Origin of the sequence: Azospirillum baldaniorum (genome assembly GCF_003119195.2) — a bacterium.
GTDB classification, from domain to species: Bacteria; Pseudomonadota; Alphaproteobacteria; order Azospirillales; family Azospirillaceae; genus Azospirillum; species Azospirillum baldaniorum.
In genome coordinates, this window is sequence record NZ_CP022253.1 from 1,031,623 (window position 1) to 1,052,121 (window position 20,499).

The window sequence follows — 20,499 nt, forward strand, 5'->3', positions numbered from 1 at the left end:
GCAAAACACGCATAGTCCAGCCCTGCGCGTCCGGTAACCGGGCGCCGTTCGCCCAAGAACGAACAAGGTTGGCAAGATGTCGAACAGCTCCGCTTCCGCCGGCAACGTCGTTGTGATCGACAGCGGCCTGTCCTCCGCCTGGAACACGGGCCGGCTGGTCTATCAGCATGACTTCTACGGAAACGACAACGACGTCATGGTCGCCAACGCGAACACGCACGGCGCCCTGGTCACCGCGGAAATCCTGGAGAACGCGCCCGACGTCGGCATCATCGCGCTGAAGGTCATGCCCGACGACGGCAGCGGCGCCAGCGAGGCCAACATCGAGAAGGCCCTGCAGTGGGTCGTCGCCAACGCCGACGCCTACAACATCACGGCGGTGAACCTGTCGCTGGGCGGCGGCGCGCAGACGACCGCGGCCACCACCTCGATCTCCGACGAGCTGGCCGCTCTGGCCGCCAAGCGCGTGCTGACCGTGGCCGCCGCCGGCAACAGCGGCGACGGCGGGGTGTCGCAGAGCGTCTCCAGCTACTCGGCCGACGTGAACCAGATCTGCGTCTCGGCCTCGACCGGCGACGGCGCCTTCCCGTCCTGGGCGCAGCGCAGCCCGACCCTGACCGACGTCTGCGCCGATGGCACCGACGTGCGGATCACGAACCTCTCGGGGGTCACCTACACGGCCAACGGCTCCTCCTTCGCCGCTCCGGCGGTCACCGCGGCGGTGGCGAAGGCGCAGCAGGCCTGGGTGGAGCAAACCGGCACCCGGCTGACCCAGTCGGAATTCCTCGATCTCGCCCGCAGCACCGGCAAGGCCATGGGCACCGCCGGCTACTTCGAGCTGGACACCGATGCCCTGCTCGCCAAGATCGCCCAATCCGCTCCGGTCTCCACGGCGCAGAGCGCCACGACGATCACCGTCAACGCCTCCGGCGCGCCGGCCGGCGGGGTGAACGCCCATTTCAAGCTGCTGGTGGACGGCAAGACGGTGGGGCAGGCCACGGTGGATTCGGCGGCGAAGGACTACAGCTTCACCACGAACCTGACCGCCGACCAAGCCCACAAGGTGCAGGTCCAGTACGACAACGACGGCTTCGTGAACGGCCAGGACCGCAACCTGTTCGTCAACAAGGTCACCATCAACGGCACCGCCCACAGCCCGACCGCCGCCAACGTCACCTATGACAAGGGCGCTCTCGACGGCAAGGACGTGGTGAAGGGCCAGTCGTCCATGTGGTGGGGCGGCACGCTGGTGGTCGATGCCCCGGCCAAGGATTTCCCGGCCCAGACGGCGCCCGCCAACACGACCATCACGGTCAACGCCTCCGGCGCTGCGGCCGGCGGGGTGAACGCCCACTTCAACCTGTTGGTCGACGGCCAGAAGGTCGGCGAGGGCGTGGCCGGCACGGCGGCCAAGGACTTCGCCTTCGCCACCAACCTGACCGCCGATCAGGCGCACAAGGTCCAGGTGCAGTACGACAACGACGCCGTGGTGAACGGGCAGGACCGCTCGCTGTTCGTCAACAAGGTCACCATCAACGGCCACGCCGTCGCCCCCACGGCGTCGAACGTCACCTACGACAAGGGCGCTCTCGACGGCAAGGACGTGGTCAAGGGGCAGGCCGGCCTGTGGTGGAACGGCACGCTGGTCGTCGACGCCGACAAGTCCTGGTTCCCGTCTTCCGGAACCGCCTCGGGAAGTGGCGCCATGGCTTCCGCCCTGTCGGCGGACGGACAGGACACGGTGTGGCAGCACCTCGTTGCCCAGGGGTTGGAGGCCGCGGCGCCGGTCCATGCGGACGCGGCGCTGTCCATGGCGGATCTCGGCCTGTCGGGGGATGTCCACGCCCACGCCGCGCTGACGGACCATCACCCCGACCCGCTGCACCCGTTCGACGTGGCCTGAGCGACGGCGCCCTGAGCCGTACCATCAGGACGAGGGGTGGGAACGCCCCCGTCCGGTCACGCCGCCACGCGCAGGGACATCATGTGCGACAGGAACTTGTCCAGCGCGGCGCGCAGCTCCTCCGCCGTCCCGCTCAATCGGGCGGTGGTGTGGAAGGCGTCCTCGACCGACGCCATGACCGACCGTGCGCCGTCGGCGAGGTGCCCGGCCTCGTCGGACATGCGTTCGGCGGACTGGCTGGCCTCGTGGATGTTCTGGGCGATTTCCCGTGTCGCTTCGTTCTGCTGGCCCATGATGGACAGCACGTCCTGCGAATGGGCGCGCAACGCTCCAACCACTGAGCCAATTCCGGCGATCTCGTCGCGGGTCCGGCCCGTCGCGCCGTCGATCTCCTGAAGCAGGCGGGTGATGTCCTCCGTGGCTCCGGCGGTCTGCTTGGCGAGCACCTTGACCTCCGCCGCCACCACGGAGAAACCGCGCCCGGCCTCGCCGGCGCGGGCCGCCTCGATGGTGGCGTTCAGCGCCAGCAGGTTGGTCTGGTTGGCGATGGCGTTGATGAGCTTCAGCGTCCCGCCGATCCGTCCGGCGATCCCGGCCAGCGCGGTGACCGCCTCGGTGGAGCGCTGGGTGGCGGCCTGCGCCTGGTTGACGATGGAGAAGGCGCTCTCCATGCGCGATACCACGCTGTGGTTGGTGGCGGTCAGCTCCTCGGCGGCGGCGGCGATGGCGCGGGCGTTGCTGGCGGTTCCGGAAACCGCGCCGGTCAGATGCTCCGTGCGCACGCCGGTGTCCTGGGCGATGCCGCGCACAGCGCCGGTCGCCGCGTTGACCGCCGCCGCCGAATGGCCGACGGTATCGATGGCACCCTGCACCGTGTCCCGGAAATTCTCCGCCAATTCGACCAGCATCCGGTTGGTCATGGTCATCACGGCGGTGCTGTAGGCGTCGAAGGACAGGTCGAGGTCGAGGAAGATCGCGGTTTCCACCGCTCCCATGATCTTCATGGCGCGCGGCGCGTCGCGGCGGTGCCGCTCGCCGATCAGCCCGCCCAGCCGTCCCATGACCAGCCGGTAGGCTCCGAAATACCAGCGCGGGTGCAGGCCGATGCGGTAATGCGCCTGGCCCACCGCCTTCACGCGCGTCAGGTAGACGTCGTCGAAGCTCCCGGAAAACAGGTATCGCCAGTGGTTGACCTGGGCATCCTTCAATCGCTCGACGGATTTTCCGTCCAGGATCTTCCGGAGTTCGGGTATGGCGAGAAGGTGGTCGTAGAAGTCTTTGAGAATGACGGGCAGGTGCGGCTCGGCGATGCTCCAGGCTTCCTTCAGAAGCGTGGCCGTCTCACCACCAATCCGCAGAAAGGAAAGGCGTTCCTGAATGCCGCCTTGAGTGCCGCCTTGAATGCCACTGTCCATGGTGTTCGTCTCTTTGTTCTTGGTTGGCAAGCGTTGAGCTGCGGCTGGACCGGGGCTCCTCCCGGCTGATCACCGCTCGGCTATCACCATGCGGGCATCATGGACATGACAATTTTAACGATTGGTTTCATGATCTATTGCAGCTCTGTAAAATATTAAATTTATCGAATTTCCGGAGATAAAAAGAGAAAACCAGGGGAATTGCATAATTTCCCATGCCCGTCTTTTGCCTGGGTCATAGGAGATAAGGCAGCTTATCAAGTTGCTGGAAATCTTCGCAAAGATGCTGCGAGGCAACTTTGACCGCTGTCTGGCGGTTCACTGCCGGAACGTTTTAATACTGTGGTATGCGACAACCGGGCGCAGGTCTATGCCGGTCTCATGCGGCGCTCTTCCAAGGTTGCCAGCCGCCCAGACGAAGTCCGACCGCGATGCCGGTGAAAGGGATGCGCAACTCCAGGTCGCGGGGCTGAAAGAAGGTCAAGCGTTCCGGCGTGCCGGTGGCTCCGTATTCCAGGCGGGCGCCCTTCGGCTCCTCGGCGAACTCGTCGCTCATCACCTGCCAGATCTCCAGGTCGTCGCCGTGGTTGGAGATCTTGTACTGGCCGCAGCGCCAGACCGGGGCCTCGCCCACGCCGCCCTCGACCACCTTCTTGTCGCCGTCCATCTTCACGTCGCCCACGCCGGCGGCCCGGCCCGACATGGACGGCCCCTGGCTTTCCGCCCGAAATCCCAGACGCAGCCAGGGGGATCGGGTGCGCGGGATCATGCGGCGCAACAGGCGCGCGTCCTCCGTCGCGAAATGGTCGGGATCGTCGTACAGGATGCGGTCAAGCGCCGCGGCGATGACGAATCGATCGTCGATGGTCAGGCTGCCGGCGGTCGCACGGCTGGTCGGCTCGGTCATACAGCACATCCGTTCACGGGCGCCGGCTCATCATACACACAACCCTCGCGCCCCCGCAGCTTTCTAGGTCTGCTCAATCTCGGCGGTTTCAAGGTTGGTGCGCACGGGGTCGAATGCCAGACCGGCTCAAGGCCGGACTCCACGCCACGCCCCCGCGGCGCTATGCTGCGCGCCCGGCGGCGCCCGCCGATCCAGCGCCGTCCTCATGAGAAGGCACCGAAGAGACCCGCCATGAACGACCTGTTCGACACCCCCGCCGCGCTCCGCAGCATCCCCGTGGAGGAGCTGACGGTGGAGCAGGCGCAGGCGGAACTGGCCGCGCTGGCCCAGGAGATCGCCCACCATGACCGGCTCTACCACCAGCAGGACAAGCCGGAGATTTCCGACGCCGCCTACGATGCGCTGGTCCGCCGCAACAACGGGATCGAGGCGCGCTATCCGGAGCTGCGCCGGGCCGATTCGCCGTCGCTGCGCGTCGGCGCCGCCCCGGCGGCGGCTTTCCGCAAGGTGCGGCACGCGCTGCCCATGCTGTCGCTCGGCAACGCCTTCGAGCCGGAGGAGGCGCACGAGTTCGTCGCCCGCGTCCGCCGCTTCCTCGGCTTGTCCGACGACGCCCCGCTGGAGTTCGTGGCCGAGCCGAAGATCGACGGGCTGTCCTGCTCGCTGCGCTACGAAAACGGCCGGCTGGTCCTGGCCGCCACCCGCGGCGACGGGACGGAGGGCGAGGACGTGACCGCCAACGTCCGCACCATCAAGGACGTGCCGCAGGCCCTGGAGGCGCCGTTCCCCGCGGTGCTGGAGGTGCGCGGCGAGGTCTACATGAACCGCGACGACTTCCTGGCGATGAACCGCGCCTATGCGGAGAGGGGCGAGGATCTGTTCGCCAACCCGCGCAACGCCGCCGCCGGGTCGCTGCGCCAGAAGGACTCGAAGATCACCGCGTCGCGCCCGCTCTGCTTCTTCGGCTACGCGCTGGGCGAGCTGTCGGAGCCGATCGCCGACACCCAATGGGGCATCCGCGAGCGGTTGCGCGGCTGGGGCTTCTCGCTGAACCGCCCGGCCAACCTGTGCGACGGTGCCGAGGCGCTGCTGACCCATTACCGCAAGATCGGTGAGGAGCGCTCGGCGCTGCCCTTCGACATCGACGGGGTGGTCTACAAGGTCAACAGCCTGGAGCTTCAGCAGCGGCTGGGCTTCGTCAGCCGGGCGCCGCGCTGGGCCATCGCCCACAAATTCCCGGCCGAGCAGGCGCAGACCCGGCTGAAGGGCATCACCATCCAGGTCGGCCGCACCGGCGCCCTGACCCCGGTGGCGGAGTTGGAGGACATCACCGTCGGCGGCGTGGTGGTCAGCCGCGCCACCCTGCACAACGAGGACGAGATCGTCCGCAAGGACGTCCGCATCGGCGATCTGGTGACCGTCCAGCGGGCCGGCGACGTGATCCCGCAGATCGTCGGGGTGGTGGAGGGGCAGCGCCCCGACGACGCCGTGCCCTACGTCTTCCCCGACCATTGCCCGGTCTGCGGCAGCCTCGCCGTGCGCGAGCCGGACGAGGCGGTGCGCCGCTGCACCGGCGGCCTGATCTGCGCCGCCCAGGCCAAGGAGCGGCTGCGCCATTTCGTGTCGCGCAACGCCTTCGACATCGAAGGGCTGGGCGAGAAGACCATCGAGGAGTTCTGGGAGGACGGGCTGATCCGTTCCCCCGTGGACATCTTCACGCTGGAGCGCCGGGTGGAAGCGGGGGAGATCGCCATCCTCGGCCGTCCGGGCTGGAAGGAGAAGTCGGTCGAGAACCTGTTCGCCGCGATCAACCAGCGGCGTGAGCGCATCGACCTGCACCGCTTCATCTTCGCGCTGGGCATCCGCCACATCGGCGAGGTGACCGCAAAGTCCCTGGCCCGCCATTACGGCTCGATCGACGGCTGGCTGGAGGGGATGGAGCGTGCCGTCGCCAACATGCCGGGGGAGGCGTGGCGCGACCTGCACGCGCTGAGCGGGCTCGGCCCGGTGAAGGCCGACGCTCTGCTCGCCTGGTTCGCCGACCCGGAGAATCTGCCGAAGCTGGACTTCTACGCCGGTCCGGAGGCGCTGCGGCTGGACAGCGTCATCAAGCTGCTCGGCATCAAGAAGGTGGACAGCCGCGCCGCCCAAGCGCTGGCCGAACGCTACGGCACGCTGGCGGAGTGGAAGGCGGCGATGCTGGCCGCCGTTGGTGCGCAGCCCGGCCCCGGCTGGGGCGAGCTGGTCGCCATCCCCGACGTGGGCGAGGTCGCTGCCGAGGAGCTGGCCGGCTTCTTCCAGGAGGAGCGCAACCGCGCCATCATCGACGACCTGCGCGCCGCGGGCGTGCGGGTGGCCGACGCCGAGCGCCCGAAGGCGGCCAGCGGTTCCCCCGTCGCCGGCAAGACGGTGGTCTTCACCGGCACGCTGGAAACCATGACCCGCACCGAGGCGAAGACCCGCGCGGAGTCGCTGGGGGCCAAGGTCGCCGGCTCGGTCTCGGCCAAGACCGATTACGTCATCTGCGGGGCGGACGCGGGGAGCAAGGCCGCCAAGGCGCGCGACCTGGGCGTGACCATCCTCAGCGAGCAGGAGTGGGCCGAGCTGATCGCCGGCTGATCGCCGGCCGGCCCTGGGGGTGGAAGGGGAGGGGCGGCGCGGCTGAGTGCCGCGTTGACGCCCCTCGCCGCCGGTTCCATAAAGGGACGAAGCACCATAAGAAAAACGAGACGGGGGATCGCTATGGACTCCATTCAATGGTCGCGCTGGATGAGCGTCGGCATCGAAGAACTCGATGAGGATCATCGTGTTCTCGTGGACATCGTCAACAAGCTGGGCGCGGACGAAAACCGCGCCTCTCCTGACGTCGTCGAAGCGATCCTCGACGAATTGATCCACTACACCAAGGATCATTTCGCACGCGAAGAAGCGCACATGGCGCAGGCCAATTACCCGACCTTCGCCGCGCACAAGGCCCTGCACGACACCCTGACGCGCAACGTGGAATCCTACCGCGAGCGCTTCCACGCCCAGCGCGACACCATCACGGGCGACGCGGTGTTCGAGTTCTGCGCCGACTGGCTGGGCAAGCACATCCTGAAGGAAGACACCCGCTTCGGCGCCTACGCCGCGGAGCAGTGAGTGAGTGGCCCTCTCCCCTCTGGGGAGAGGGAAGGGACCCACGCCGTAGGCGTGGGAAGGGTGAGGGGGTTACGCCTGGTGGTGTGTTCGGCAAAAGCACACCCCCCTCACCCCGACCCTCTCCCCAGAGGGGAGAGGGATTTGATGGCGTCGCCTCCGGCGACATCTCAAAAACACCACACAAAATATTGATATAATTCAATATTCTATTGACTCTGAATGCGGCGCGCAAAAATCCTGTCCCTCACTCCCCCGGAAGGGGAGGGGAGTGCGCGTGCGACTCGCCTTGCGCGAATCCGAGAGGGGAGGGGGGTGCGCGAAACGAAAATGCCCTCCCCGGAAGGGGAGGGCAGGGGCAACGCGGCGCTGTGAGGCGCGTATCAGGCGACGGCCAGCCGCTCGGTCGCGTGCCAGACGGCGCCCGGCAGCGCCGTGCTCGGCGGGGTCTCGTAGCACCAGGCGTTGGCGTCGGCGAACAGAGCGCGCAGGAGCTGGTTGTTCAGGGCGTGGCCGGACCGGACGCCGTGGAAGTGACCGACGAACATTGCGCCGGCGAGATAGAGGTCGCCCACCGCGTCCAGGATCTTGTGGCGCACGAACTCGTCGTCGAAGCGCAGGCCGCCTTCGTTCATCACCTCGTCGCCGGAGATGACCACCGCGTTGTCCAGCGAGCCGCCGCGGGCGAGGCCCATCTTGCGCAGGCCCTCGACCTCGTGCAGGAAGCCGAAGGTGCGGGCGGCGCTGATCTCGTCGCGGAAGGTCTCGGCGTCCAGCTCCATCTCGTGGCTCTGCTGGGCGATGGCCTTGCTGGCGAAGTCGATTTCGAAGCTGAAGCCCGTCGTGTGGTCCGGCGTGAAGGTGGCGCTCTTGTTGCCCTCGGTCACGGTGACCGGCTTCAGGATGCGGATGGCGCGGCGCGGCGCGTTCTGCGACACGGTGCCGACGCGCTCGATGGCCTCCACGAAGGGGGCGGCGCTGCCGTCCATGATCGGCACCTCAATGTTGTCCAGCGCGACCACGGCGTTGTCCACGCCGCAGCCGGCCAGCGCCGACATCAGATGCTCGATGGTGCCGATGGTGGTGCCGTGGGCGTTGCCGATGACCGTGCACAGCTTGGTGTCGACCACATGGTCCCAGCGTGCCGGGATCACCGCGGCGGGGCCGCTGAGATCGGTGCGCCGGAAGACGATGCCGCTGTTCGGCTCGGCCGGGGAAATCGTCAGGGTGACCGTCGCGCCCGTATGCAGCCCGACGCCCGAGCAACGCACCGGCTTCGCCAGGGTACGCTGCAGCATGCCTTCGGTCTTGATGCGATTTTGAGCCACGGTGTCTGTCCCGTTTCAATCTTGGTCTTGTGCGGTCGGTCCGCGATTTGCCGCCGGTCTCCGCCGAGGGCGGGGCGGGTCAGCGCTTATGACCGCATATGCTAGGTATCATTGGCCCCTATGGAGGACAAATCACTCTTTGTTACCGTTTGTTGCAGGGCGGTAGAGCACCGTCGCCGGACGCGAAACGGGCGTCCCCCAGACACGAAAAGACCGCCCCCGGAGCGTTCTTGCGAAGCTCTGGAGGCGGCTGAAGTCTAACAGGTTGTGGATGCCCGCCGATGCCGCTTCGAAAGAGGCGGCGGCGACCGGCGGGTTGCTGTTGCCCTCAGATCAATTGGGCCAGCCTCTGTGACGCGTCAGTTGGCCTGACGGCGCAGGAAGGCGGGGATGTCCAGCGCTTCCTCGTCGATCTTCTGGGTGGTGCCGTCGCCCATCGCCTGCGGGCGCGGGGCCTGGGCCATCGGCTGCTGCGGGGCGGCCATCGGCGGCTGCGGCATCATCGGCTGCTGGTGTTGCGGCTGGTGATGCTGGGGCTGATGGTGATGCTGCGGCTGGTGCTGCGGCTGCGGGGCCGGCTGGGGTGCCGGTTCGGCCTTGCGGCCGGCCAAGCCGGTGACCAGACCGAACAGGAAGTTCGGCTTGCGGGCCGGCGGCTCCGCCTGGGCTGCGGCGGCGAGCTGGCTCGACATCGGCGGGGCATTCATCGGCTGGCGCGGGCCGGGATCGGCGGCCTTCGGGGCGATGAAGTGGCCGTCGCGGCGCTCGCTGTGCAGCGGGCCGGTGGCGACGTTGCGGGTGGGGGCGGATTCGACCGGCTGCATGGCGTCGTGGCCCATCGGCATGTGCGGGTGGGGCGCATGCTGCGGAGCGTGCTGGACCATCGGATCCATGGGCTGCTGGACCGGCTGAGGCGCCGGCTGCTGCGGAACGTGCTGCTGGAACTCCGACGGGTGCGGCGGCTGAACCTGGGGCTGCGCGACTCCGCCCATCGGGCGCGGGGCCAGACCGGCGCCGGGAATCGCCGGGGCGACCTGACCGGGGGCGGCGAGCGGCGCCGGGGCGGCCTGGGTCAGGCCGGTCGCGCCGGCGGGCTTCTTGGCGCCGCCGTTGCCGCCGTTGCGGTCGGAAACCAGCGACAGGTTGACCGGATGCAGGGTGCGCGGGTTGGACATGGCCGCGGCGTCGATGCCGGTGGCGACCACCGACACGCGCATCACGCCGTCCAGCGAGCTGTCGAAGGTCGAGCCGAAGATGATGTTGGCGTCCGGATCGACCTCGTCGCGGACGCGGTTCGCCGCCTCGTCGACCTCGAACAGGGTCATGTCGTAGCCGCCGGTGATGTTGATGAGGACGCCGCGGGCACCCTTCATCGACACGTCGTCGAGCAGCGGGTTGGAGATGGCGGCCTCGGCGGCCTCGATGGCGCGGCGCTCGCCGCCGGCCTCGCCGGTGCCCATCATCGCCTTGCCCATCTCGGTCATCACCGAGCGGATGTCGGCGAAGTCCAAGTTGATGAGGCCGGGCATCACCATCAGGTCGGTCACGCCGCGCACGCCGGAATGCAGAACGTCGTCGGCCATCTTGAAGGCGTCCGCGAAGGTCGTCTTCTCGTTGGCGATGCGGAACAGATTCTGGTTCGGGATGATGATCAGCGTGTCGACATACTGCTGCAGCTCGGCGATGCCCGATTCGGCCAGCCGCATGCGGTGCGCGCCCTCGAAATGGAAGGGCTTGGTCACCACGCCGACGGTCAGCAGGCCGCGCTCGCGGGCCGCGCGGGCGATGACCGGGGCAGCGCCCGTGCCGGTGCCGCCGCCCATGCCGGCGGTGATGAACACCATGTTGGCGCCTTCGAGGTGACCGATGATCTCCTCGAGCTGCTCCTCGGCGGAAGCGCGGCCGACGTCCGGCTTGGAGCCCGCGCCCAGGCCGCGGGTCATGGTGGTGCCGAGCTGGACGCGCTTCTCGCAGAGCGAGCCCTTCAGGGCCTGCGCGTCGGTGTTGCCCACGACGAAGTCCACGCCTTCCAGGTTGGACTTGATCATGTTGTTCACGGCGTTGCCGCCGGCGCCGCCGACACCGAAGACGGTGATGCGGGGCTTCAGCTCGGGTTCGATGCTGGGGATGGTCACGTTGATCATGTTATGGCCTCCACAACCTTTTGATTGGTTCGATGCTTTGCGTCGCGGGTTCTTTGCCCGGTTGGGTCCGGGTGATGTTTTTAGGCAGGAATGACAGGGCGTGCCGGGAGCCTTTTTGGGTTCAGTTCAAAGGTTCTCCCGCAGCCACAGGCCGACACGCCCGAAGAACCCCGTGCCGGCGCCAGCCTCATGGCCCGCCACGGGAAGTTCCGCCGGATTGCGCACGGCGTGGAGAAGAAGGCCCGCGGCGGTCGCGTAGGACGGACCGCCTTGCGCCTCGTTCAGACCGGTGATCCGCGTCGGTCGCCCGATGCGGACCTGTTTGTCCAGGATCAGCTGCGCCAGCTCGCGCATGCCCGGCAACTGGCTGGCGCCGCCCGTCAGGACGACGCGCCGGCCGACCAGCTTCGCGTAGCCGGAATGCTCCAGCCGCGAGCGGACATGCTCGAAGATCTCCTCCAGCCGCGGCTGGATGATGCGCACCAGATAGGATTTCGGCAGGTTGTTGGCGCCGAGGCGCTCCTCCTCGCCGACCTGGGGGACGTCGATCATCTCGCGCTCGTCGGCGGGGCTGGTGATGGCGCTGCCGTGCAGCGTCTTCATGCGCTCCGCATGGACGACCGGCGTGGTCAGCCCGCGCGCGATGTCGTTGGTGACGTGGTTGCCGCCCAGCCGGATGCAGTCCGACCAGACCAGAGTGCCTTCGGAGAAGACCGAGATCGTCGTGGTGCCGCCGCCCATGTCGATGCAGGCCGAGCCCATCTCCATCTCGTCGTCGACCAGACAGGCGAGGCCGGACGCGTAGGGGCTGGCGACCAGACCCTCGATGTCGAGGTGGCAGCGGGCCACGCAGGTCTGCAGGTTGCGCACCGCCCCGGCGGGCGAGGTGATGACGTGGGCCTGGACGCCCAGCCGCTCGCCGTACATCCCCTTGGGGTCGCGGATGCCGCGGCTGCCGTCGAGCGCGAAGCCGACGGGGATCGCGTGGACCAGCGCTTGGTCCGGGCCGACCTGCAGGCTGCGGGCGTGGGCCAGCGCGCGGCGGACGTCGCTCTCCGTCACCTCCTGGCCGGAGACGGGGACCTCGGCGTTGAAGCCATGGGAGATCGGGGAGGACACGTTGACGATCACGTCGCGGATCGTCTCGTTGGCCATCTGCTCGGCCGCGTGGACGGCGGCGCCGATGGAGGTCTCCGCCGCTTCCATGTCGATGATGGCGCCGGCGCGCACGCCCGTGGCGATCTGGTGGCCGATTCCCACGATGCGCACGGCCCCCGCATCCTCGACGCGGGCGATGAGGCAGCACACCTTGGTCGAGCCGACGTCCAGCGCGGCGATGATCCCGCCGCGGGTGGCTCGTTTTGGCTTTTTCGCCCCGTTGAAGCCCATGTTCAGCACAACCCTATGGCCTCGATGCGTCCGGTCGTTCGCGTTTCAGAAAGAGGGGTTCAGAAAGAGGAATGGCGGAGGATCACGTCTTCTTGCCGGGCTTCTTCTTGTTCTCCTCCTCCGTCCAGGGCAGGACGGCGGTGGCGGAGGTCTGCAGCACGGCGCGGTCGTTCTGGCGCAGGTCGATGGCCACGATGTCGCGGTCCAGGACCTGACCCGTCGCGTCCATCTCCGCCAACTGGCGCAGCGCGGACGGCATGCGGGCTTCCGGCAGTTTCACCACGACACCGTTCTTCAGCTTGAGGTCCCAGCGGCGGTCGCCGACCCAGGAGGCGGCGCTCACCTTTTCGCGCAGAGCCGGCACGTTGTCGAGGGCCGCGAGCAGCTTCGGCACCTGCATCGGCGCGTTGGCGCCGACGACCTGCGGCAGCGTCTCGATCCGCCGGTTGCCGCGCCGCGCCAGCTCGGTCGCGTCGGCCAGCGGGCGGCCCTCGCGGTCGATGACGGTGAACTTGCGGTCGTGCTGCCAGATCGCCATCGGCTGCCGTTCGGTCAGGCGGACGAACAGGATGCCGGGCAGGTGGCGCTCGATGGAGGCCGAGGCCACCCAGGGCAGGCTTTCCAGCTTCTCCTTGGCGTCGGACAGCGTGACGGCGAGAATCGGGTCGCCGCGCTGCACGCCGAGCACGCGCAGGATGGAGGCCGGGTCGGTCTCGGTCCGGCCCTCGACCAGCACGTCGGCGATGGCGAAGCCGGCGGACGCGCTGGTCTGGATCAGGCTTTCCTGAAGCGCCGCCGTGGTCTCGGCGAAGGTGCCGCGCTGCCACGCCGACACAGCCATGCCGGCGACGACCAGGACGGGTGTCAGCAGGATGGCCGCCTTGACCGCGGGACGGGTCCAGCGCGGCCAGGCGCGGCGGCGGTTGCCTTTCTGGGCCGACTTCGCCATGGCGCGCGGCGGCACCGGCATGTCGTCGCGGCCCCGGTTCGCAGAGCCCCCGAAGCCGGCGCGGAACTGCGGATCGATGCTCAGTCGAGTTGACATGCGGCGTTCTCCACCATCCAAGCAACGAGAGCCCCGTAGGAGAGCCCCACGGCAGCGGCCTGTTCGGGAACCAGCGACAGCGGCGTCATGCCCGGCTGGTTGTTGATTTCCAGGAAAAAGAGTCCGTCGGTCCCACTTTTACGATCATCCCAGCGGAAGTCGCTGCGCGAAACGCCGCGGCATCCGAGGGTCCGGTGGGCCAGGACCGCCAACCTCTTGGCTTCTTCCGCGACTTGCTCGGGAATCTGCGCGGGCACAGTATGAACGGCATGGCCCGCGCTGTATTTAGCCGTGTAGTCATACACCTGTGCTTCGAAGTGGATCTCCGTCACGGTCAGGGGGCGGCACTCGCCGTCCAGCCCGCCCATGACGCCCACGGTCAACTCGCGGCCCGGGATGAACTCCTCGACCAGGGCGCGCTCGCCGAAGGTCCAGGCATCGCCGACCGGGCTGTTCTGCCCCTCGCGCACCAGCGTGACCCCGACCGTCGAACCCTCGTCCACCGGCTTGACGATGTAGGGGGCGGGCATCGGGTGGGCGCCGCCGGTCAGCTCGCCCTTGGTCAGGACGAGGCCCTTGGGCGAGCGCACGCCGACCGGGGCGAGCAGCGCCTTGGTCATCGCCTTGTCCATGGCGACCGCGGCGGCGCGCACGCCGGAATGGGTGTAGGGGATGCCGAGGAATTCCAGCACGCCCTGGATGGTCCCGTCCTCGCCGCCGCGCCCGTGCAGGGCGTTGAACACCGCGTCGGGGCGCGGGTCGGTCAGCGCGCGCAGCAACCCCTCCAGGTCGCGCTGCACGTCCACCGCGGTGACGCGGTAGCCTTCCTCCTCCAGCGCCTTGGCGACGCCGGCGCCGCTGACCAGCGATACCTCGCGCTCCGCCGACCAGCCGCCCATCAGGACGGCGACATGCTTCTTGTGGGGGGTGGTCATGCGGACGCTCCTTCGCGGGCCACGCCGACCCGCTTGATTTCCCACTCCAGCGTGACGCCGGAGGTCTCGAACACCCGGCGCCGGACCTCTTCGCCCAGCGCCTCCAGCTCCGCCGCGGTGGCGGTGCCCTGGTTGATGAGGAAGTTGCAGTGCTTCTCCGACACCTGCGCGCCGCCGATGGTCAGCCCGCGGCAGCCGGCCCGGTCGATCAGCTCCCACGCCTTGTGGCCGGGCGGGTTCTTGAAGGTCGAGCCGCCGGTGCGCGAGCGGATCGGCTGGGTGTCGGCGCGCTTGCCGGAAATCTCCGCCATGCGTTGGGCGATCTCCGCCGGGTCGCCGGCTGCGCCGCGCAGGGTGGCGCCGGTGAAGATGACGTCCTCCGGCACCCCGGCGTGGCGGTAGGTGAAACCCATGCCGGGGTTGTCGTAGGACACCCGTTCGCCGCGGCGGGTCACGCCCTGGGCGGACACCAGCACGTCCTTGATCTCGTGGCCGTAGGCGCCGCCGTTCATGCGCAGCGCGCCGCCGATGGTGCCGGGGATGCCCGACAGGAACTCCAGCCCGGCGACGCCGGCGTCGCGCGCCACGGCGGCAACGTTCAGGTCGAGCGCCGCGGCGCCGGCCTCCAGCGTCAGCCCGTCCGCCGCGATGCCGGCGAAGCCGCGGCCCAGACGGATGACCACGCCGGGAATGCCGCCGTCGCGGATCAGCAGGTTGGAGGCGACGCCCAGCACCGTCACCGGCACGTCGTCCGGCAGTCCGGCCAGGAAGCCGGCCAGATCGTCGGCGTCCTCCGGCCGGAACATGACCTCCGCCGGACCGCCGACGCGGAACCACGTCACGTTGGCCAGCGGCGCCGCGGCGGTCAGCCGTCCGCGGCAGGCGGGCATCCGATCGATGAGGGAGGCGGTGGTGGCTGTCATCGGACGATCCGTCACGCCTTGCCCGACAGCTTGTCCAGCTCGCCCGGCAGGGCGTTGGCCCACTGGGTGATGTTGCCGGCGCCCAGGCAGACCACGAGGTCGCCGGACCGCGCGATCTCGCGGACCAGCTGCGGCAGCTCGTCCGGGCCGTGCAGGGCGAGCACCTGACGGTGGCCGTGCATGCGCAGGCCCTCGACGAGGCTGTCGCGGTTGACGTTCTCGATCGGCTGCTCCCCGGCGGCGTAGACGTCGGCCACGATCACCGCGTCGGCGTCGTTGAAGCAGGTGCAGAATTCCTCGAACAGGTTGGCGAGGCGCGAATAGCGGTGCGGCTGGACCACGGCGATGGTGCGGCCGGTGCCGGCCGTGCGCGCGGCCTTCAGCACGGCGGCGATCTCCACCGGGTGGTGGCCGTAATCGTCGATGACGGTGATGCCGTTCGACTCGCCGGTCTTGGTGAAGCGGCGCTTGACGCCCTGGAACTTCGCCATGCTGTCGCGCATCACCACGTCGGGCAGGCCCATCTCGTTGCCCACGGCGAAGCAGGCCAGCGAGTTCTGGACGTTGTGCGGCCCGTACATCGGCAGGCGCACGCCGATGATGGTCCGGCTCTCCCCGGTGTGGCGGTCGTCGATCACCACGTCGTACTCGGCGCCCTCGGTGCCCAGCCGCATGTTCACGGCGCGCACGTCGGCCTGCGGGCTGAAGCCGTAGGTGATGATGCGGCGGTCCGACACGCGCGGGATCATCGCTTGCACCTCGGGATGGTCGATGCACAGCGCGGCGAAGCCGTAGAAGGGGATGTTCTGGACGAAGCTGTCGAAGGCGGCCCGCATGTTGTCGAAGGTGCCGTAATAGTCGAGATGCTCCGGGTCCATGTTGGTGACCACAGCGATGCAGGCCGGCAGCTTGATGAAGGTGCCGTCGCTCTCGTCCGCCTCGACGACCATCCAGTCGCCGGAGCCGAGCCGCGTGTTGGTGCCGTAGGCGTTGATGATGCCGCCGTTGATCACCGTGGGGTCGAGGTTGGCGTGCTCCAGCATGTTGCCGACCATCGAGGTCGTCGTGGTCTTGCCGTGGGTGCCGCCGATGGCGATGGCCCATTTCAGGCGCATCAGCTCGCCCAGCATCTCGGCGCGGCGGACGACCGGGACCAGGGCGGCGCGGGCGGCGACGACCTCCGGGTTGTCGCGCTTGACGGCGGAGGAGACGACGACGACCGCGGCCCCGGCGATGTTCTCCGCGCGGTGGCCGATGCTGATCTGGATGCCCAGCCCGCGCAGGCGCTTGACGTTGGCGCTCTCCGCCAGGTCGGAGCCCTGGACGGTGTAGCCGAGGTTGCGCAGCACTTCGGCGATGCCGCTCATGCCGATGCCGCCGATGCCGACGAAATGGATGGTGCCGATCGAGAGGGGGAGGGCGCGCATGTCTGGATTACTTTCCGCGGCGGAGCATCAGGCTGAGGGTGGCGTCCACGGCCATGTCGGACAGGCCGTAGGGAAGGGGCTGGGAACCGATCGTGACGTGCAGCCGGTCGCGCAGGAAGCCGGCGCCGGCGCGCGGCAGCAGCGGGCAGTCGGGCCGATTGCCCCAGGCGCCTTCGGTCCGCGTCATGGCCGCCGGCCAATCGCCCAGGGGCCGGGACAAGGGGGGCCGGGACGAGCGGGGGCGTGCGATGGTGCTGCGCGTTGCCTTGTTCATTCCGCGGCTTCCTTGGTTCGGGCGTGGTTCGGGTTGGCGATCATGTCGAGCACGGCGTCGGCCAGCCGTCGCGCGGCGTCGGCCATGCCCCAGCCGTGGGCGGCCTGCGCCGCTGCGGTCAGCGCGTCGGGCGACTCCAGCAGCGCCGTCAGGCGGGCGGCGAGCGCGTCGGCGGTGAAGTCCGGCTGCGGCATCACCCAGGCGGCCCCGGCGGCGGCGAGCTGCCGCGCGTTGGCCGTCTGGTGGTCGTCCATGGCATGGGGATATGGCACAAGAATGGCCGGGCGCCCGATGCAGGTCAGTTCGGCGATGGTCGAGGCGCCGGCCCGCGTGATGGCGAGATGGCAGGCGGCCAGCCGGTCCGGCACGTCGCGGAAGAAGCTCTCCAGCTCCAGCCCGCCGAGGCCCATGCCGGCGTAAGCGGCGCGGGCGGCCTCCAGGTCCTCGGGCCGGCACTGCTGCGCCAGATGGATGCGGGCGCGCAGTTCGGTGGGCAGGCGGCCCAGCGCCTCGGGGATGACCTCTGAGAAGACGCGCGCGCCCTGGCTGCCGCCCATCACCAGGATGCGGACGGGGCCGCCGACGCCGGGAACAGCGTAGGCGGCGTCGCGCTGGGCGGCGACGGCGGGGCGGACCGGGTTGCCGGTGCGGACGAGGCGCGGACGGTGCTCCGCCTTCACCGAGGCGACCTCGGGGAAAGCGACGGCGATGCGGCGCGCCGCGGCGGCGAGCATCCGGTTGGCGCGGCCCAGCACGGCGTTCTGCTCGTGCAGCATCACCGGCACGCGGCCCTGCGCGGCGGCGTAGACCGTGGGGACGGAGGGGTACCCGCCGAAGCCGACGACGGCCGCCGGCTTCAGGTGGCGCATCAGCGCGTTGGCACCGAGCAGGCCGAGGCCCATCTGCCACGCCGCGTTCATCTTGGCCAGCAGGTTGCCGCCGGGGGCGGCGGAGCGGATGCGGTGGACCGTCACCTCCGGCAGGCTGTCGCCGAAGGCCTGGCCGCGCTTGTCGGTGACCAGCGCCACCGCCTCGCCGCGGGCCAGCAGCTCGCGCGCCAGCGCCTCCGCCGGGAAGAAGTGCCCACCGGTGCCGCCGGCGGCGAGGATGATGGGGCGTTGCGTGGTGTCGGCCATCGTCGTCACTCCGCCGGGCCGAAGCGCTTGCGGGTCAGCGCCAGCACCATCCCCATGCCGAAGCCCAGCGCCAGCAGCGAGGAGCCGCCGTAGGAGATGAAGGGCAGCGTCATGCCCTTGGTCGGCATCAGATGCAGGGCGGAGCCCATGTTGATCGCCGCCTGCAGGCCGAACTGGATCAGCAGGCCGCTCGCCGCCAGCAGCACGAAGTAGTTGGTGTCGTTGAACACCCGCGCGAAGCCGCGCAGCACGATGAAGGCGAACAGGATGATGATGATCAGGCAGAAGATCAGCCCCATCTCCTCGCCGGCGACGGCGAAGATGAAGTCGGCGTGGCTGTCCGGCAGCGAATACTTCACCGTTCCCTGGCCGGGCCCCGTGCCCATCAGCCCGCCGTTGGCGAAGGCCTCCAGCGAACGGCTGACCTGATAGGTGTCGCCGCTCGACGGGTCGAGGAAGCGGTTGATGCGGCTGTGGACGTGCGGCAGCGTGAAGTAGGCGCCGACGAGACCGGCGACGCCCAGCACGCCGAGCCCGCCGACCAGCATGATGTTCAGCCCGGCCAGGAAGAACTGCGAGAACCACACCGCCGACACCACCACCGTCATGCCCAGGTCGGGCTGGAGCAGCAGGCCGCCGACGGTGAGGCCGTAGAGCAGGATCGACAGGATCGTGCCGGGAAAACCGGGGTTGGTGCGCGACAGCGAGAACAGCCACGCCCCGACCACCGCGAAGGCCGGCTTCACGAACTCCGACGGCTGGATCGACAGGCCGGGGATGTGAATCCAGCGCCGCGCGCCCTTGATCTCGACGCCGACGACCAGCGTCGCGTAGACCAGCGCCACCGAAATCAGGAAGACCGCCAGCGCCGCCCGCCGCACGCCGCGTGGGCTGAGCAGCGAGACGCCGCACATGATGGCGACGCTGGGGATCAGCATCATCAGATGGCGTTCGACGAAGTAGAAGGTGTCCTGGATGCCGATGCGCTCCGCCACCGGCGGGCTGGCTGCGGTGATCAGGACCGTGCCGAGCGCCATCAGCACCGCCAGCGCGGCGAGCTGCCAGCGGTCGACCGTCCACCACCAGCGGCCGAAGATGGATTGGTCGGTGCGGTCGAAGGTCATCATCAGGCGCGGTCCTCCGGAGCGGCGTTGCCTTCGAGGCGGTTCACGGCGTCGGCGAAGGCAGCGCCGCGCTTCTCGAAATTCGCGAACTGGTCCCAGGAGGCGCAGGCCGGCGACAGCAGCACGCAGGCGCCGGGCAGCGCTTCGGCCAGCGCCAGCTCAGCCGCGGCGTTGACCGCCACGTCCAGCGTGCCGCAGCGGGTGTGCGGGACCTTGTTGGCCTCCAGCCACGCGGCGAAACGGTCCGACGCCTCGCCGATCAGGAAGGCGTGGCGGACGCGCGGTGCGTAGGCCTCCAGCCCGTCCAGACCGGTCTCCTTCGCCTGACCACCGAGGATCCAGTAGATCGGGTCGAAGGTCGCCAGCGCCTTCTCCGTCGCGTCGGCGTTGGTCGCCTTGCTGTCGTTGACGAAGCGCACGCCGTCGATGGTCCGCACCAACTGCTGGCGGTGGGCGAGGCCGGGGAAGGTGGTCATGGCGGCGACGATGGCCGGGGCCGGCACGCCCGCCGCCTTGCAGGCGGCATAGGCCGCGGCGGCGTTCTGCCAGTTGTGCGTGCCGAGCAGCGCCGGGAAGGCGGCAAGCTCGGCCACGCGCTCCGCGGCGCCGAAGGTGTCGTCGACCAGCCAGCCGTCCGCGGCGTAGACGCCGCCGGCCACCGAACCCAGGGCGGAGACCGGCCAGATCACTTGGTCGCCCTTGGCCTTGAGGTCCTCCCAGATCGCCCGGCAGGTCGGGTCGTCCACGCCGATCACCGCGGTGCGCGGCTTGGTCTGGCGGTGGAAGATCAGTTTCTTCGCGGCGACGTAGCCGTCCATGCCGCCGTGCCGGGCCAGATGGTCCGGCGTGATGTTGAGCAGCACCGCCACGTCGAAGGTGATCGAGTAGGTCAGCTCAAGCTGGTAGCTTGACATCTCCAGAACGTAGCTGCCGCCGGCCCCGACGGAGGGGAAGGTCAGCGCCGGGGTGCCCAGGTTGCCGCCCACCGCGATGCGCCGCCCGGCGGCCTCCATCACATGGCCGATCAGGGTGGTGGTGGTGGACTTCCCGTTGGTGCCGGTGATGCCGATGTAGGCCGAATCACGCTCCGACCGGGCCAGCAGCTCGATGTCGCAGACCAGCTCGATGTTCGCGGCGCGGGCGCGCAGGGCCACCGGGTGGGGCTTCGGGTGGGTGTGCGGGATGCCCGGCGACCAGACGATGGTGGTCAGCTCGGTCAGGTCCGCGGTGGTCAGGTCGACGACCTTGTAGCCCTTGCTCAGCGCGGCGGCGCGGCTGGACTCATTGTCGTCCCACACCCAGACGTCGGCGCCGCTCTGGGTCAGCGCCTCCGCCGTGGCGAGGCCCGACTTGCCCAGCCCCATGACCGCCACCGGCAGTCCTTCCATGTAGAACAGGTTGATCATCGGGC

The 20,499-nt window shown here is 69.1% G+C and carries 16 protein-coding genes; 3 read left to right on the plus strand and 13 right to left on the minus strand.

What is annotated here, in order from left to right; translation table 11 throughout:
- Window positions 1–76: 76 nt before the first annotated feature.
- A complete protein-coding gene (locus Sp245p_RS35625) occupies window positions 77–1,903 on the plus strand; it encodes a carbohydrate-binding domain-containing protein (protein WP_014241235.1) in 1,827 nt (608 codons plus the stop codon).
- Between the two features lie 56 nt (window positions 1,904–1,959).
- Here Sp245p_RS35625 and Sp245p_RS04820 read toward each other — a convergent pair whose 3' ends face one another.
- Both Sp245p_RS04820 and Sp245p_RS04825 read right to left on the minus strand, forming a co-directional pair.
- On the minus strand, window positions 1,960–3,318 hold the full coding sequence (locus Sp245p_RS04820) for a globin-coupled sensor protein (RefSeq protein WP_014241234.1): 1,359 nt from the start codon (window positions 3,316–3,318) through the stop codon (window positions 1,960–1,962).
- Between the two features lie 379 nt (window positions 3,319–3,697).
- The gene (locus tag Sp245p_RS04825) at window positions 3,698–4,225 is read right to left on the minus strand and encodes a hypothetical protein (RefSeq protein WP_109138389.1); all 528 of its coding nucleotides are present in this window, start codon (window positions 4,223–4,225) and stop codon (window positions 3,698–3,700) included.
- 231 nt (window positions 4,226–4,456) lie between these two features.
- Here Sp245p_RS04825 and ligA point away from each other — a divergent pair, with 231 nt between their 5' ends.
- Window positions 4,457–6,844 carry an NAD-dependent DNA ligase LigA gene (gene ligA, locus Sp245p_RS04830; protein ID WP_014241232.1) on the plus strand — a complete coding sequence of 796 codons (2,388 nt, stop codon included), beginning with the start codon at window positions 4,457–4,459 and terminating at the stop codon, window positions 6,842–6,844.
- A gap of 123 nt (window positions 6,845–6,967) precedes the next feature.
- Entirely contained in the window at window positions 6,968–7,366 is a 399-nt protein-coding gene (locus Sp245p_RS04835; protein WP_109138390.1) for a bacteriohemerythrin, read from the plus strand.
- A gap of 380 nt (window positions 7,367–7,746) precedes the next feature.
- Here Sp245p_RS04835 and lpxC read toward each other — a convergent pair whose 3' ends face one another.
- From lpxC to murD, 11 genes are all read right to left on the minus strand, one after another.
- Window positions 7,747–8,661, minus strand: coding sequence for a UDP-3-O-acyl-N-acetylglucosamine deacetylase (gene lpxC, locus Sp245p_RS04840; protein ID WP_244439317.1), 915 nt, complete (start codon window positions 8,659–8,661; stop codon window positions 7,747–7,749).
- A 389-nt stretch (window positions 8,662–9,050) separates the two neighbouring features.
- On the minus strand, window positions 9,051–10,835 hold the full coding sequence (gene ftsZ / locus Sp245p_RS04845) for a cell division protein FtsZ (protein ID WP_014241228.1): 1,785 nt from the start codon (window positions 10,833–10,835) through the stop codon (window positions 9,051–9,053).
- 126 nt (window positions 10,836–10,961) lie between these two features.
- Window positions 10,962–12,224 (minus strand): cell division protein FtsA, encoded by a 1,263-nt coding sequence (ftsA, locus tag Sp245p_RS04850; RefSeq protein WP_041811946.1) that lies wholly within the window; start codon window positions 12,222–12,224, stop codon window positions 10,962–10,964.
- 82 nt (window positions 12,225–12,306) lie between these two features.
- Window positions 12,307–13,269, minus strand: coding sequence for a cell division protein FtsQ/DivIB (locus Sp245p_RS04855; RefSeq protein WP_014241226.1), 963 nt, complete (start codon window positions 13,267–13,269; stop codon window positions 12,307–12,309).
- Complete coding sequence (locus Sp245p_RS04860) at window positions 13,254–14,204, minus strand: D-alanine--D-alanine ligase (protein WP_014241225.1); 951 nt, start codon at window positions 14,202–14,204, stop codon at window positions 13,254–13,256. The genes Sp245p_RS04855 and Sp245p_RS04860 overlap by 16 nt, the downstream gene beginning before the upstream one ends.
- Window positions 14,201–15,127 carry a UDP-N-acetylmuramate dehydrogenase gene (gene murB, locus Sp245p_RS04865; protein ID WP_014241224.1) on the minus strand — a complete coding sequence of 309 codons (927 nt, stop codon included), beginning with the start codon at window positions 15,125–15,127 and terminating at the stop codon, window positions 14,201–14,203. Before murB ends, Sp245p_RS04860 begins: the two co-directional genes overlap by 4 nt.
- A gap of 11 nt (window positions 15,128–15,138) precedes the next feature.
- Complete coding sequence (gene murC, locus Sp245p_RS04870) at window positions 15,139–16,554, minus strand: UDP-N-acetylmuramate--L-alanine ligase (RefSeq protein WP_014241223.1); 1,416 nt, start codon at window positions 16,552–16,554, stop codon at window positions 15,139–15,141.
- A gap of 7 nt (window positions 16,555–16,561) precedes the next feature.
- The gene (locus Sp245p_RS04875; protein ID WP_014241222.1) at window positions 16,562–16,828 is read right to left on the minus strand and encodes a hypothetical protein; all 267 of its coding nucleotides are present in this window, start codon (window positions 16,826–16,828) and stop codon (window positions 16,562–16,564) included.
- Complete coding sequence (murG, locus tag Sp245p_RS04880) at window positions 16,825–17,964, minus strand: undecaprenyldiphospho-muramoylpentapeptide beta-N-acetylglucosaminyltransferase (protein ID WP_109138391.1); 1,140 nt, start codon at window positions 17,962–17,964, stop codon at window positions 16,825–16,827. Before murG ends, Sp245p_RS04875 begins: the two co-directional genes overlap by 4 nt.
- A gap of 5 nt (window positions 17,965–17,969) precedes the next feature.
- Window positions 17,970–19,091 (minus strand): putative lipid II flippase FtsW, encoded by a 1,122-nt coding sequence (gene ftsW / locus Sp245p_RS04885; RefSeq protein WP_173400344.1) that lies wholly within the window; start codon window positions 19,089–19,091, stop codon window positions 17,970–17,972.
- A complete protein-coding gene (gene murD / locus Sp245p_RS04890; RefSeq protein ID WP_014241219.1) occupies window positions 19,091–20,494 on the minus strand; it encodes a UDP-N-acetylmuramoyl-L-alanine--D-glutamate ligase in 1,404 nt (467 codons plus the stop codon). Before murD ends, ftsW begins: the two co-directional genes overlap by 1 nt.
- Window positions 20,495–20,499: the final 5 nt, after the last annotated feature.

What these genes read in the sequence shown, in the direction of transcription:
- Sp245p_RS04825 (WP_109138389.1), bottom strand. Translation starts at nt 4,225, where the DNA reads ATGACCGAGCCGACCAGCCGTGCGACCGCCGGCAGCCTGACCATCGAC.
- Sp245p_RS04875 (WP_014241222.1), bottom strand. Translation starts at nt 16,828, where the DNA reads ATGAACAAGGCAACGCGCAGCACCATCGCACGCCCCCGCTCGTCCCGG.
- Sp245p_RS04860 (WP_014241225.1), bottom strand. Translation starts at nt 14,204, where the DNA reads ATGACCACCCCCCACAAGAAGCATGTCGCCGTCCTGATGGGCGGCTGG.
- murG (WP_109138391.1), bottom strand. Translation starts at nt 17,964, where the DNA reads ATGGCCGACACCACGCAACGCCCCATCATCCTCGCCGCCGGCGGCACC.
- ftsA (WP_041811946.1), bottom strand. Translation starts at nt 12,224, where the DNA reads ATGGGCTTCAACGGGGCGAAAAAGCCAAAACGAGCCACCCGCGGCGGG.
- Sp245p_RS04835 (WP_109138390.1), top strand. Translation starts at nt 6,968, where the DNA reads ATGGACTCCATTCAATGGTCGCGCTGGATGAGCGTCGGCATCGAAGAA.
- ligA (WP_014241232.1), top strand. Translation starts at nt 4,457, where the DNA reads ATGAACGACCTGTTCGACACCCCCGCCGCGCTCCGCAGCATCCCCGTG.
- Sp245p_RS04820 (WP_014241234.1), bottom strand. Translation starts at nt 3,318, where the DNA reads ATGGACAGTGGCATTCAAGGCGGCACTCAAGGCGGCATTCAGGAACGC.
- ftsZ (WP_014241228.1), bottom strand. Translation starts at nt 10,835, where the DNA reads ATGATCAACGTGACCATCCCCAGCATCGAACCCGAGCTGAAGCCCCGC.
- Sp245p_RS35625 (WP_014241235.1), top strand. Translation starts at nt 77, where the DNA reads ATGTCGAACAGCTCCGCTTCCGCCGGCAACGTCGTTGTGATCGACAGC.
- lpxC (WP_244439317.1), bottom strand. Translation starts at nt 8,661, where the DNA reads ATGCTGCAGCGTACCCTGGCGAAGCCGGTGCGTTGCTCGGGCGTCGGG.
- murD (WP_014241219.1), bottom strand. Translation starts at nt 20,494, where the DNA reads ATGATCAACCTGTTCTACATGGAAGGACTGCCGGTGGCGGTCATGGGG.
- murC (WP_014241223.1), bottom strand. Translation starts at nt 16,554, where the DNA reads ATGCGCGCCCTCCCCCTCTCGATCGGCACCATCCATTTCGTCGGCATC.
- ftsW (WP_173400344.1), bottom strand. Translation starts at nt 19,091, where the DNA reads ATGATGACCTTCGACCGCACCGACCAATCCATCTTCGGCCGCTGGTGG.
- murB (WP_014241224.1), bottom strand. Translation starts at nt 15,127, where the DNA reads ATGACAGCCACCACCGCCTCCCTCATCGATCGGATGCCCGCCTGCCGC.
- Sp245p_RS04855 (WP_014241226.1), bottom strand. Translation starts at nt 13,269, where the DNA reads ATGTCAACTCGACTGAGCATCGATCCGCAGTTCCGCGCCGGCTTCGGG.